Source organism: Neobacillus drentensis (assembly GCF_036965645.1).
Taxonomy (GTDB): Bacteria; Bacillota; Bacilli; order Bacillales; family Cytobacillaceae; genus Neobacillus; species Neobacillus drentensis_D.
The window spans coordinates 1-13,445 of sequence record NZ_JBALPZ010000162.1 but is presented as its reverse complement, the minus strand read 5'-3'; the positions used below and the strand labels follow the sequence as shown (position 1 = coordinate 13,445).

General features: G+C 36.7%; 14 protein-coding genes. 5 read left to right on the top strand and 9 right to left on the bottom strand.

Translation table 11 applies throughout. From position 1 onward, the window contains the following. The first annotated feature begins 340 nt into the window (after nt 1-340). Nucleotides 341-688 (top strand): c-type cytochrome, encoded by a 348-nt coding sequence (locus tag V7266_RS25545; RefSeq protein ID WP_335472061.1) that lies wholly within the window; start codon nt 341-343, stop codon nt 686-688. Between the two features lie 87 nt (nt 689-775). Here V7266_RS25545 and V7266_RS25540 read toward each other — a convergent pair whose 3' ends face one another. The 4 genes from V7266_RS25540 to V7266_RS25525 form a co-directional block, all read right to left on the bottom strand. Then, the gene (locus tag V7266_RS25540) at nt 776-1,132 is read right to left on the bottom strand and encodes a hypothetical protein (protein ID WP_335472060.1); all 357 of its coding nucleotides are present in this window, start codon (nt 1,130-1,132) and stop codon (nt 776-778) included. A 92-nt stretch (nt 1,133-1,224) separates the two neighbouring features. Then, nucleotides 1,225-1,944 (bottom strand): PepSY domain-containing protein, encoded by a 720-nt coding sequence (locus tag V7266_RS25535; protein ID WP_335472059.1) that lies wholly within the window; start codon nt 1,942-1,944, stop codon nt 1,225-1,227. Nucleotides 1,945-2,030: 86 nt separating this feature from the next. After that, nucleotides 2,031-3,377 (bottom strand): sensor histidine kinase, encoded by a 1,347-nt coding sequence (locus V7266_RS25530; protein WP_335472058.1) that lies wholly within the window; start codon nt 3,375-3,377, stop codon nt 2,031-2,033. Next, nucleotides 3,374-4,069 (bottom strand): response regulator transcription factor, encoded by a 696-nt coding sequence (locus V7266_RS25525; protein WP_335472057.1) that lies wholly within the window; start codon nt 4,067-4,069, stop codon nt 3,374-3,376. Before V7266_RS25525 ends, V7266_RS25530 begins: the two co-directional genes overlap by 4 nt. A 339-nt stretch (nt 4,070-4,408) precedes the next feature. Between V7266_RS25525 and V7266_RS25520 the strand changes: the two genes are divergently transcribed. Then, a complete protein-coding gene (locus V7266_RS25520) occupies nt 4,409-5,788 on the top strand; it encodes a UDP-N-acetylmuramoyl-tripeptide--D-alanyl-D-alanine ligase (RefSeq protein WP_335472056.1) in 1,380 nt (459 codons plus the stop codon). 197 nt (nt 5,789-5,985) lie between these two features. Here V7266_RS25520 and V7266_RS25515 read toward each other — a convergent pair whose 3' ends face one another. The 5 genes from V7266_RS25515 to V7266_RS25495 all read right to left on the bottom strand — a co-directional run bounded on the left by V7266_RS25515 (nt 5,986) and on the right by V7266_RS25495 (nt 10,988). After that, nucleotides 5,986-7,011, bottom strand: coding sequence for a YheC/YheD family endospore coat-associated protein (locus V7266_RS25515; RefSeq protein WP_335472055.1), 1,026 nt, complete (start codon nt 7,009-7,011; stop codon nt 5,986-5,988). 91 nt (nt 7,012-7,102) lie between these two features. Continuing rightward, nucleotides 7,103-8,320, bottom strand: a complete 1,218-nt coding sequence (locus V7266_RS25510) for an ATP-grasp domain-containing protein (protein WP_335472054.1) — start codon at nt 8,318-8,320, stop codon at nt 7,103-7,105. A 236-nt stretch (nt 8,321-8,556) separates the two neighbouring features. After that, entirely contained in the window at nt 8,557-9,384 is an 828-nt protein-coding gene (locus tag V7266_RS25505) for a HipA family kinase (protein ID WP_335472053.1), read from the bottom strand. A gap of 36 nt (nt 9,385-9,420) precedes the next feature. Further along, nucleotides 9,421-10,515: a glycosyltransferase gene (locus V7266_RS25500; protein ID WP_335472052.1), complete on the bottom strand. Its 1,095-nt coding sequence runs from the start codon at nt 10,513-10,515 to the stop codon at nt 9,421-9,423. Between the two features lie 5 nt (nt 10,516-10,520). Beyond that, on the bottom strand, nt 10,521-10,988 hold the full coding sequence (locus V7266_RS25495; RefSeq protein ID WP_335472051.1) for an NUDIX hydrolase: 468 nt from the start codon (nt 10,986-10,988) through the stop codon (nt 10,521-10,523). A 239-nt stretch (nt 10,989-11,227) separates the two neighbouring features. Between V7266_RS25495 and V7266_RS25490 the strand changes: the two genes are divergently transcribed. The 3 genes from V7266_RS25490 to V7266_RS25480 all read left to right on the top strand — a co-directional run. Continuing rightward, nucleotides 11,228-11,824: an RIO1 family regulatory kinase/ATPase domain-containing protein gene (locus V7266_RS25490; RefSeq protein ID WP_335472050.1), complete on the top strand. Its 597-nt coding sequence runs from the start codon at nt 11,228-11,230 to the stop codon at nt 11,822-11,824. Between the two features lie 75 nt (nt 11,825-11,899). Then, entirely contained in the window at nt 11,900-12,904 is a 1,005-nt protein-coding gene (locus tag V7266_RS25485; RefSeq protein ID WP_335472049.1) for an NAD-dependent epimerase, read from the top strand. Nucleotides 12,905-13,245: 341 nt separating this feature from the next. Further along, nucleotides 13,246-13,445, top strand: a 200-nt coding sequence (locus V7266_RS25480; protein WP_335472048.1) for a YdbC family protein, incomplete at its 3' end; no start/stop codon positions are given.

Below are 13,445 nucleotides of genomic sequence, written 5' to 3'. Positions count from 1 at the left end.
ATATATTTATTTTGAGATATATTAAAGTGAGATTTACGGAAGTTCAAAATATCGACATAAAGGTATGAACGTTTTATGAATGCTCTTTATGTAGGGATATTACAGTCTTATTAGGAGCTTTTGTTTTTTCGATCTCCCGGTAAAAAACACCATTTACTCTAGCAATATAGTATTGGAGATTGGACATTCCGTGTTAGAGCAGCCAGTATTGTATTAGTCGTTTATTCTCATAAGATTGTTCCTATTTAAGAAAGTATAATTCTAGGACTTAAGTAATATGATGTGATAATCGATGGAATTATGCAAAACCAAGAATCTAATCCGACTGAGGGTGGAGTAATTGAAAAAGTTAACCATCGGTGCTCTCTTTTTTTTATTATTCGCATTGATCAGTGCATGCAGCAACGAAACGGGATTCAAGGAAGAAACAGCAAAAGAAACTACGACCACTACAACAGCTGAGGTAAAAGGGGATGAGGTATTCCAAAAGTCTTGTATTACTTGCCATAGTTCTGGAGACATCACAGGAGGGCAAATTAAGTTGGATTCAACAAAGATTCATACCGATTTTAAGACGGAAGCGAATTTAGCAAATTTTGTTAAAACAAATATGCCAAAAAGCGCGCCAGGATCTTTATCTAAAGAAGAGTATGATGCTGTAGTTAAATATTTATGGGATCAAAAGTAGTATCTATCATTCCCGCTAATTAAGGTTCGAGACACACATTTAAATATGTGAGTCCCGAACTTTTATTTCTGATGGAATAGTTAGAGTTTAGTGACTATCATCATATCGATCATGGTCCGGACCATCGTCATGTCCTTGATGCTTATTGTCGTCAGTACGGTTTTTGCTGTCATCAAATTGATCATGATTCATACCATCGTCATTCCGTCTAACCACTTGTCTGTTTTTACTGTCATCATTTAGATCATGATTGATACTATCATCCTTAGGTTTGGTACTTAACCTATTTTTGCTGTCATCCAATGTTTGGAGATCTTGGCTCTTTGATGGAGAGGTACCAGGCTGTTCAGTTTGAATATCTTTATTTTTTGCTGCAACCGCCACTACTGCTCCACAAAGTAAAATCAATGCTGACAATAATCCAATCAAAAGTTTCTTTTTCATTTCTCTTCCTCCTTTATTCTTTGTTCCATTACAGAATATCCAGTAAAAATGAGAGAGAATTAGAGAAGAAGATTAAAAATCACTGAGAAACTTTATTTATCATTGTCATCATCTGAAACCTGTTTTAAATCATCATCCCAAGTAATGGACACCACGGTTCCTTTAATCGCATGAACTTGAACGATTGCTTCTTGCTTATCTTTAGCTTTCACCTTAACAAAGTAATAAGGTTGATTATTCTTTGTTTCAAAGGAGATTTCATCGACAGTGCCATCCACTTGCTGAAGAGCAAGCTTGACTGCCTCTGCTTCGGTTAGTTTTTTGGGTGGTTCAGTTTTTACCGTTGAGGAAGTGGAAATGGTGCCTGTCACCGAATCCACTATAAAGGTTGTGAGATTAGTCCCTTCATTTACTGAAACTAGATAGATTTCTTTTCCATCCTGTTTTTCTTTTTTTATTGAGGTAATGGTTCCTTTTGTTTTTTTCGATATAAGAGCTCTAACTTCTGTTTCTGTTAGGATCTGTTGTGGTGTTTGGTCCGCTAGCTTTTCCATAGACACAATTTCAGCCGTATTGGCATCCAGGATGATTTTGTAAATGCGATTTTCCTTCTTCAATTGGATTACATATTGATCGTTAGTTAAACGAATTTGGGTGACCGTACCCTGATACCTATTTTGAACTAGATTCTGTGCTTCCACAGTTGTAAGATGTTTAGCCCCAGAAGAACTGGTAAGCTGGTGGATTGTTATCATGACCGTTAAACTTAAAAGGAAAAGGACAAAAATCCAAATCCACGATTTTTTTTTCAAGCTCTCACCTCGCTAACCTTTATAAGAGTATTTTCCTAAACAAAAATGAGAAATTGCTGAGAAGCAAAAAAGGTGAGTTAACCCACTTAGATCACGAGAGTTACCGTTGTCCCAATTCCTTCTTCACTCACCAACAGAATATGGACGTCAATGGCATCCGCTATTTCTTTTGCCAGGGATAAGCCTAGACCAGAACCACCTTGTTTTCTGCTCCGAGCCTTATCTACACGGTAAAATCGATCGAATACTTTAGGGAGATCTTCTTTTGGAATTCCAATTCCCCGGTCAATCATTTTAATAAAGACTTTTTCTTTCTCCATACCGGTTATTACCGTTAGTCTTTGATCACTATATTTCCGTGCATTATCAAGAAAAATAAACATCAATTGCTTTAATTTTTTTTCATCTGTTTCTACAAACAAAGGGGATTCATGATCCTGTCTACATTCAATGTTCAGGTCATAGGCACTCTTGAATGAATGGACCGTTTGTTCCACAAGAGCACTAAGCTGAATCTTTTCTTTTTGAACACTCCACTGCTCAGACTGCTTCGCAAGTAATAATAACTGTTCCGTCATTTCCTTCATTTGGATCGCCTCTGAGAGTATGGCTTCAATCGATTCTAATAGGAGGTCAGGGTCAGAGAATCCTCTTCTTTTTAATAGGCTCGCATAGCTTTCAATGATGGTTAAAGGTGTTTTCAATTCGTGTGAGGCATTTGAGACAAACTCCGTTTGCTTTTGATAGTTCACTTCCAGTAAATCCATCATATGGTTAAAAGTTTCACCCATTTTGAAAAGCTCATCATTAGAATGTCCTTCAAGAGGTATCCGCTTGAATCGGCCTTTCACTCTAATTTCCTGCATGGTATGAATCATGGAAAGAATAGGCTGGGTAATAAGATTACTAAGAAATTTGCTAGATAGGATTACAGGTATGAAAGCAATCATGGTAACAGCCAGCATGACATAACGGAGGATTTTTAAATTGTCAGTCGCTGTTTGAATGCCTTTTATAATCTGAAGATTGGCGATTGTTCCATCAGGGAGAATAATCGGCATGGATTCAAAGATATAAGATTTTTTTTGGTAAACCATTAATCTACTAATTTCTTGTTGATAAAATAAATCTTTTCTCTGTATTGATGCCTGCTCAGTTGGACTCGTGACTGCTGTAGTAACTTGGTTCTTTTCTGACACAATTTGAATCATTCCACTGATTGGAACATAGGAGCGAAGCAGGTCATCTTCAGGTATGATGCCGATTGAATCGCTAAAATCACGAGTGGTTTTTTCGATTTCCTTTTTGGCTGTATTGAGTTCTCCATCGAAGATTAATTGATGAAATGAAAAATAAATCGTGCTATTGATCAGAATCAGTAAGACAGCAAATAAAAAGGAAGTATAAAGATTAATTTTATTTCGAAGTTTCATTTGCTGTCCTTTAATACGTATCCAACACCACGGATTGAATGGATGAGGGGAGGTTTATCAGGCAGGTCGACTTTCTTTCTTACATACCGGATATATACATCCACAATATTGGTATCACCCATGAAATCATAACCCCAAACGGCTTCTAAAATTTGCTCCCTGCTCAATAAATGTCGTTTATTGACCATCAAATAAACCAGTAAATCGTATTCCCTGGGAGTTAAATCAATGGGGTTTGGTCCCCTTAAAACTTCGCGAGTTTTTTGATTAATGCTCAAATCACCAAATGTAAGCAAGCCATCCTGTGCATTTGATTCTTCTAGTTTATTTATTCTGAGCGCAGCCCGGATTCTTGCTAACAGCTCCTCAAATTGAAATGGCTTCGTTATATAATCATTGGCACCAAAATCAAGTCCAGTCACTTTGTCCTCGACCGAATCCTTAGCTGTTAATAAAATGACCGGAGTTTTCTGGTCATTTAATCGGATCCGGCGAAGGAGCTCGATTCCGCTTTGCCGAGGAAGCATAACGTCTAGTAAAATAAGATCCCACCGTCCGTTCCGGTAAGCTTCAAAAGCCTGATGACCGTTAGTGTATTTTGCAACAGAATAGCCTTCAAATTCCAGTTCAATTTCCAACAGCCGGGCAATTTTTTCATCATCCTCAATCACTAAAATGGTTTGTTTATTCACGAGGGCTCCTCCATGTTACCTGCTAAATTTTTGCTATAATTCTACATTCCTTTCAAGTTTTCCTGCATGGCATGTATCTATTGCATTAATTGAAGAATGAACAATTGATGGGTGCAAATAATACCGTTATTTTATTGGAGTAACTTATGTATAGAGATAGGAAAAAATGCCTTCGTTAGGGGAGACCGGAAATTAAAGAATACTATAATTATTTCCGCTCATTGCCTGTGTAAATATCACACACCAGCATGAGGGGACAAATCATATGATATAGTAGGCAATTCATAGCAATTCAATCCTAGATGCTTTTTTCAAAAAAGGAACTACAGGGGGGACATTTTGAAGACATTATTATTGGAGAACATTTTAACAGCCATGAACATTCGGCCTAATGACAAGCAAAAAGGAATACGGATCAAGACCGTCACGGATGACAGATCTGAAATTAGCAGTCATACGTTATATTTTCGTCCGAACAATCGAGAGGTATCTGTTGAAAAGATAAAGAATTACAGGAATGTATTCATCGTTACCGATACACCATTTACGCATATGGAAAAATTAAATTCTGAGCAAATCATTCTAGTAAAGGACCTCAAAGAAAGTTTTTTTCAATTCACTTCGTATTACAGACATCTGTTTAACATTCCAGTAGTCGCCATTACGGGTACATGTGGAAAGTCTACCACGAAAGAAATGCTAAAACATATTTTAGAAGAAACACACAATGTCCAGGCAACGATATCCAGCAAAAATGCCGATTATTACAATCTTTCTTATTTACTGGGAATAGAGGAAGAGACCGATGTGGCAGTGTTTGAAACCGCCGTATCTAAAAAAGGGGATATGACGGTGTCCTGTAAGTATTTTTATCCGAATATTGGGATTATGACCATGATTGATGTCGATCATACGGATAAAATTCACTCCTTTGATGATTATCTAGCAGAAAAGGCAAAAATCATGGAAGGGATGAATAATGAGGGGATTCTCATCCTAAATTCGGACGACTCATATCTATCCTCCATCGATACGTCTAAATTTAAGGGAAAGATCATCACATTCGGAAAAAACAAGAATGCTAGTTTTAGAATTAAGAAGACTCAATATGAATCCTCCGGCATGACTTTTTGGATGGAATATAAGAAAAGAGAATATAAAGGCTATATACCGGGTCTTGGTGAGCATAGTGTCTATAATGCAGTCGCTTCATTAGCCGCAGCGGCCATGTTAGGGGTGGACATTCGCTATGCTTTAAAAAGATTATCCACTTATCATCATATGAAATCCCATTTTCAAATAATCGAGGGACGAAATCAAGTAACGCTGGTGGATGATACGTGGAAGTCCAATCCTGCTTCGTTAAGAAAAGGCTTAGAAACATTAAGGCGCATCGCATTGCCATCCCAACGAAAAATTGCGGTTCTAGGAAGAATGGCATCACTGGGAAAATATGCAGATGAAGAATACGAAAAGGCAGGACACCTAATTGCTGCTTCGGGGGTTGATATACTCATTACCAGAGGGTTTATTGCAAAAGATTTTCAAAAGCCAGCTATCGAGGCAGGAATAAATCCAAATCATGTTTATCATTTTTCAGACGCAGAAGAAATGAAGAGGTTCTTTGATTCATTTTTAATCCCCAATGATATTGTTTATTTCAAGACGGGTGGGAATGACTCAGACTTCGATGATGTCATCGACTATTTAAGCAGTTAAAACTTCACATAAAAAGGCAGCTTTCCTTTAATGAATTTCAGCCCAAGTGCAGGTGAAGTTCATGAGCGGCAAGCTGCCTTTTTTAGGGATATAAAAATGAAAAGAAAAAAAGGACGCCATAACAACGGCCTTGTTGGATGGGAGGGACTTTATAAAAATGTGGAAATGGGTAATTTATGTGTTATGCTTTCCCATTACTATTTATTTGTATCTGCCAGATATTTAGCATATAAAATCGTATTTTTTGCGACATCTAATTCAAGACTATAGATATTAGGCGGACCGGGTCGCCAATTCACTTCAAAAAGCCATAGTTTTTCATTTTCATCAATTCCGACGTCAATTCCCAGTTCATCCAATTCATTGTCATATAAAGAATCAAAATGATTGGAAAAACTAATCGCAAACTGTTCAAGATACCTTTTAATATCATACCAGGAGTCACCGAACTCTGTTTTTAAGAAAACATCCAGGTAAGTACTATAACCACCGCTGCCCATATTAGAAGTAATGGTCCCTAATCGTCCGATCCTTGGATAAATAGAAGTAATCACCCATTTTCCTGCTCCATTTTTTTGTACATGCAGCCGGAAATCAAAAACATGACCAGTTTTTGTCTGACTTGTAATGAACTGTTGAACGACGTAATCTTGTTCTTGGACTTTATGGGATAACCAGTCTAACAATTGTTTTTCATTCATAGATGATTCTAATCCTGCATCATTCATTTTATAATGATTGGAACCATTTTTTTCAATAAAAACAATGCCGCCTCCTTGATGCCCAGATAACGGTTTGACAATCACTTTTTGATAACGCTTGATCATGTCAAAAAAAATCTGGACGTTCGTCAATTCATAAAATGGAATAAGGTAATGCTTAAATTTATTTGCCTTTTTAATTCGGTTGTATACCGATAATTTGTCCCCAATCGAATGACTTGTAAACGGAATTCGATCATACAAATAATCATAGATATGTTTCGTTTTCTCACTCGCAAGATAACTTGCATTATAAATGACATCAGGGAAAGGAAATTCCTTTTCAATCCATTGTCCATTTTCATAGGCTTTTCCTAAAATGGTGTGCCGTTTGATATTTACCTTCCCTAGGGTAAAGTAAAAAAAGGATACACCTTCTGCTTTTGCGACAGCGGCATAAGCATATGCTTTCTTTACATTATTTGGATCTCTACGATGATGAAGCATGCCAATTAGCGTCATATTACTTCTTTTTCACCTCTCCAATTTCTTTTTCTATTTTTTGTTCCATCATGGAAAGCGATATCCTCCTCATTTTTTGTCACTGGTAATTTTAAAGGGGGTCAATGTAGAAGGTGATTTGGCTGGCTGCTTGTGTTGCCATTCTTTTCGCTTCACTTTTATAATTTGAGGAGGCCAAAATGTATCCGCAACGATCTCCCATGGATATAGGCGGACGTACGATCTGTCCTTTTCGGGGTTTAATATACACCTCCTCTACACCGGGATATTGAGAGCTGAGTTCTTTTCCGGTTACCTTATTTAATTTACCTTTCGAATCAACGGTTAAATAATGTGCATATACATACTTACTGTGTTTTCTAGTAAGATTAGGCTCATTTCCTAACATTAATTGAATGGTTTCTTCTACTAAATTTATTCCATAGCCAACCTCAATAATTCGATTCATCGCTCCACCTGAGATTCTTGGATTAATCTCAATTAATTTCCATTCTCCATTTACAAAACGCATCTCAAGGTGACAGGCACCATTTCTCATCTGAAAAGCTTGTAAAATGGAACTTACTGCATCATAGATACGATTGTACATTCTTTGATTGATTTGTGGTAATAAACAATATCCGGTTACGATAAATCGTTGGAATAGAGTAATCTGTTGTTCGAGGATCGCTGCAATATGAACTTTTCCTTTGTGTACTAAAACTTCAATTAAATATTGGGGTCCTTCTAGATACTCTTCCACTAAAATCTGTTCATGTTTTTTTAGTAATTCTTGCATTGCCAGTTTTAACTGCTTTTCGTCATTGACCAATATAACATCTTTTGAACCGGCAGATGTGGGACATTTTACAATCAGTGGTAAATACTCCTTGGCTAGCCCAATAAAGTATTCTAAGGAATAATCATCTGGATTATAAAGTTCATAATAGGGGGAATTTGGGTGTCCTTTGAGAAGCTCACGAGTTAAAACTTTATTTTCCATTTTTAAAATCGAATTAGTGGAGACGGCACTTGTACAATATTCTTCTGCTAAAACGGCTGCGAGATAAACGTAAGAATGGACAAAACTAAAAATTCCTTTTATTTGTTTCCCTTGTCCCTTTAGTTGGTTGAGGTTTTTTCTTACTTCTGCATCATTGGATAATTCCACTAAAATCATTTGATGAACTTCGGGAAACTCTGTTCGTTGTTGAATGAATCTTTGTTTATTGGTGAATAACACCGTAAAATAGCCGAGTCTTTCAGCAGCTTTTATTGCCTCTCTACTAGATCCGGATTTGTTACTTTCAATAAATACAATGGTTCGCATAAGCCTTTTCATCCTATCTTTGCTGGTTTTTTTAATGAAGGTTTAGCTTTACCAGGTTCATATTGAATTATCTGATAAGTACCATTTATTATATTGTCTTAAGATAACAGTGGTTTGGACAAACGTCATCATTCTTAAGACAAAGTACAAGAAATTGGTAAGGTTTTATATAAATTGAAACGATCGATAGACAAAAAGTAACTACCTGCAAAAAAGGGAGCTACTTTTTTTAAGAATTATTGGGATTGTTCATTTAAATTATTATGATATTCAATAATTTGATCTACGATTTCTGGCAGGTTACTTTTCTGTTTTAATAGAAACTGGTAGAGAGCCTCTTTATCTTCTCCGCGTACTTTCCACTCTTTAGGGATTGATTGGATGATCTCGTAAATCGATTCGTTTGGTAAAACTACTATTGTATCAATATAGGAAGTAAGCTCATTCGGACTATCCAGAAGAGTGTATGTCCATATATAAAAGGGCCAATGGTAGTTGTAAACAGGCTCCTCGATCAGTGTTTGTGCAGACCATTCGTAGCGGCCAGGAAATACCCTTCCGTGGTCAATCATATGGACATAATAGCCGCCATCACCGAGAATTTCAAAGAGCACATTCTGTGTACCGCGGTCGGAGTTGTTCACCCATTGGTCGAATACCATTATGCCGGCAAGCATATCGCGGTTTTTAACCTCCTTCTTAGTAGGAGGCGTTTCTCTGACATTCGCAAATACTGTGCTGTTTTCAATAAACTCACATCCATAATGGATTCCTGCAGTGTAGTGATATATTGTTGAGTGTAACTCTGGAGTTCTCTTGATAAATTCCTTCGGTATATATACAAGCTGAAAAGGGACCACAGGAAGCGATAAAAGCTGTGCCAGTTTGCCAATTAGATATTCATTGATTACTTCTTTTCCTCTTCTTTTATAAACATCAAACCACTTCACCACATATTTCTTCCCATTGCTAAAAAGAATGACATGAGCGGTTCCGCCTATTAAACCTTGTATATATTGAACAGGGTAAATGAGCTGTTCAGCATGGTCTTTACCTTTATTCATTTAGAAAATCCTCCTTTCTATATGCATTCATCATATTTAGGGCTCTCTCTCATCGTTTTTTTCTAGTATGATGTCGTATAACTGTTGTTGTACCTGGATTTGCTTCAGTACATCAAATTTTTCATCAATCACCTGTCGTGCATTTCTTGTATATCTTTTCCACAGTCTTGGATGATCCAGAAAATATTTTAATCCTTGGGCTAATTTTAGATCATTTTTTTCAGGTACTAGATAGCCTGTTTTCCGATGTTCAATTAATTCTGGAATTCCTCCGTGGATGGTGGAGATGACGGGTAACCCGCTTGCCATAGCTTCTTTTAAGGCATTAGGTATTCCCTCTACATCCCCGTCTACGCCAGTTTCACTTGCAAGGCAGAAGAGATGTGCTTCTCTTAATTCTTTTGAAATTTGCTCTGATTCCATTGGCCCTCTGAGAAAAACGCAATCCGTTAATTGGTTTTCTTCAATAAATAATCTAATTTTTTCTTCATCTTTACCTGTTCCAATAATGTGTAGTGTTGCTCTTGGGTATTGGGGCTGAATCCGTTGAAAAGCTTTCAATAAGGTGAGAAATCCTTTTTTTTCCACGAGTCGTGCAACAGATAGAATCCGGATTTCTCCTGCCGTTGGCAGAGACCGTTCAAAATAGGGGTACATGCTTAAATCCAGTCCACCATATAAAACATGTATCTTTTTTTTGGGAAACCCTAGTTTTTTTAACTCATCCGCTAGAAAATCGCAAACGGCCAAAAAACCTGCTCCTTGTTTTACTAAATCTTGATAACGGAGTACATTTTCACGAAACCTCTTATAGGTTTGGGTGGAGGAGTCACGGCCTCGAAAATGCACAATCACAGGTATATTGTGCTCTACGGCAATCGGTAAAATATCAAGAGCAAATTTCCCTTGATGGGCGTGAATGGCTGCGACATTTTGCTCCTGAAAAAAGGCGCCAAAGTCTTGAATGTCGTTTATATTATAATAATGTTCAAACGGATAAAGGACATTTTCGCTATCTGGGAAAGGACCAATGACAATAGGACGATATTGATCCAACATGATCGTTTGATTGTACATAAACTTTTGATTAATTTTAAAAGGTTCTTGAAGATAAAAAGCAATGGACTTCACTAATTCTATCCCTTCCTTCCCTGAGAAATCATTCTTTCAATAAAACTTTGGAAGATCTGTCGGTCCCGCTCGCTTAATTCTTTTGGAAAAGCGGACCATTTAAAAAATTGCGCCTTTTGTACTTCAATATCATCTGGGGTTAATTCGCCACTGCGGATATCTTCGGTTACGTAAGCAATGGTAATAGGGAAGTATTCATCGCCATTCGGAAGCTTGGTAAAATAGCTTTTACCCGAGAAAACGCCGATTAATTGAAGGTCACCTATATTCATTCCTGTTTCTTCTAATATTTCACGTCTGCAGGCTTCTTCCGCTGATTCGCCTAATTCGATAAAGCCACCCGGCAACTTCCAAACATTATCCGATTGAACCATCAGAAAACGACGCTTTTGATCAATAATCAAAGCGGTGACCCCAGTTAGGATTAAGGGTCTTGTACCAACTTGAGCGCGAAGATCTTCAATGTAACCCATCTTCCGTCTCCTTTCTGAGTCATTCTTGTCCAATTTATAAAGATCCTCATTTATAAATCCTCTTTTATATAAAATTCAAAAAAAAATAATTTGAAATGGACAAATACATATTTTTCGCGCTTTTTGTAAAAGATTGGTTAAGTTTGTAAAAAGACATGGTATTAACCTAAAGCAACAAAGTGATTCTTTCATACTATAGATAGTGGTTATCCAAAAGTAGAAAAAGGTGGGTAGGGTTGATGGAGGATTATAAAAAGATAAGAGTGGCAAGAAAAGAAACCAATGGTAAAAAAGAGCTTATGATTCATAATCCAACCTCCCTGAAACTAATTGGGGAAGGAAGTCAAGGTGCTGTCTTTCAGCTAAGTGAAGATCGTTGCGTGAAAATTTATGTAATTCCAGAAGCAGCGGTAAAGGAAGGGAAGGCACTCGAGGCTGCTAAGGACACTAACAGGGTGCCAAAGGTTTATGAAGTTGGACCAAACTATGTAGTGATGGAATATTTAAGGGGACAGAATTTAAAGAATTATTTAAAGCAGAAAAAAAATATTCCTGAATCTTTTACCAAACAAATCATTCAGATTCGAAAAGAATTAAAGCGGGTTGGATTTACTAGAATCAAGACATCCATCGGTCATTTTATTATTACAGAAGGGGAAATCCTAAAAGCCATCGACCACTCAGATGGTCTAACCAAGGATGACCCATATAATCCTAAGATGTTTCGTGATTTAAAAGATTTGGGACTATTGGACACCTTTTTGAAGCAAGCAAAAGAAATGGACCCTGAAATCTATGATGACTGGCAAAAAAATATCGATTTCACTCGGTTATAAATACCACATATAGGAGGCTTTTAATGGATTGCTTGTTTTATAGATGTCCGAGCCTATTAGAAAAGGAGGCTAGAGTTGACTAAATTGAAAACTATTTTAATTACTGGTTGTGCTGGTTTTATTGGTTTTCACTTGTCAAAACAATTATTAATAAACCATTATGTGGTAGTTGGAGTAGATAATTTAAACCATTATTATGATGTTCATCTAAAAGAGGCTAGATTAAAGCAATTAAAGGAATATAAAAATTTCACATTTGAATTATGTTCCATTGAAGACAAAGCAGAGATGGAAAAAATTTTCTCGCTAAGTCAAATCGATATTGTCATCAATTTAGCCGCACAAGCAGGGGTTCGCTATAGTTTAGAAAATCCTTATGCTTATATCGAATCCAATATAGTGGGGTTTTTGAATATTTTGGAATGCAGCCGCCAGTTTAACATTGAACACCTTATTTATGCTTCATCAAGTTCTGTTTATGGAGCTAATACTCAATTGCCATTTTCCACGAAGGATCATGTAGATTATCCGGTAAGTTTGTATGCAGCTACCAAACGGGCGAATGAATTAATGGCTCACACCTATAGTCACTTGTACGATCTGCCAACAACAGGTTTACGGTTTTTTACGGTATATGGTCCGTGGGGCAGACCCGATATGTCGTATTTTAAGTTTACTAATGCCATCGTGAATGGAGAAAAAATTGAAGTTTTTAATTTTGGTGATATGAAGAGAGATTTTACTTACATTGATGATATTGTAGAAGGAATTGTTCGTTTAATGGATAAAAAACCAGAACGAATCCAAGTGCCTGATATTTCAAGTACAGCACCATACAAAGTTTATAATATCGGCAATAATCGACCGGAAGAGCTGATGACGTTTATCTCAGTGATTGAAGACAAACTCGGGAAAAAAGCAAAAAAGGAATTTCTGCCTATGCAGCCAGGTGATGTACAAGCCACTTACGCAGATGTGGAAGACCTGGAAAATGCGATCGGATTTAAGCCCAAAACTAGTATAAATGAAGGAATCGGAAAATTCGTAGATTGGTATAAGAAGTATTATAAATTAAAGTAGACTTAAAAATTTTGGGGCAAGGTCCTTCCTTACAAATACTTGATTAGATTCGTTTTATGAATGAAAATGTTGGTGCCACGATTGGTACCAACATTTTTTTCATTACCAAATTTCAGAAAAAACGAAACTTGAGGGAAGCGTGAAATAAATAAAAGAGATATGTTTTCTTGCTGTTGTTCGCAACTGTGCTGTTTGGTCAGTCAATTTAAAAACTAATGACATCAAAAATTCAGTGAGTATGATTTATCTCAATTAAAGAAAAAGTATTACAAGAATGACATTACATGGCGAAAAGTATAAACTTTGATAAAATCTAATGTTATGGAAAGGAGGTAAGATAAATGGCAGACATTAAATATGAAATCACACAAAAGATCGCCGTACTTTCAGAATCTGCAAAGGGATGGAAGCGAGAACTTAATCTAATTAGCTGGAATGGCCGTGAACCCAAGTATGATATCCGTGATTGGTCCGAGAACCATGAGAAAATGGGAAAAGGGATTACGTTGACTAAAGATGAGTTAGACAAGTTGAAGGAAAT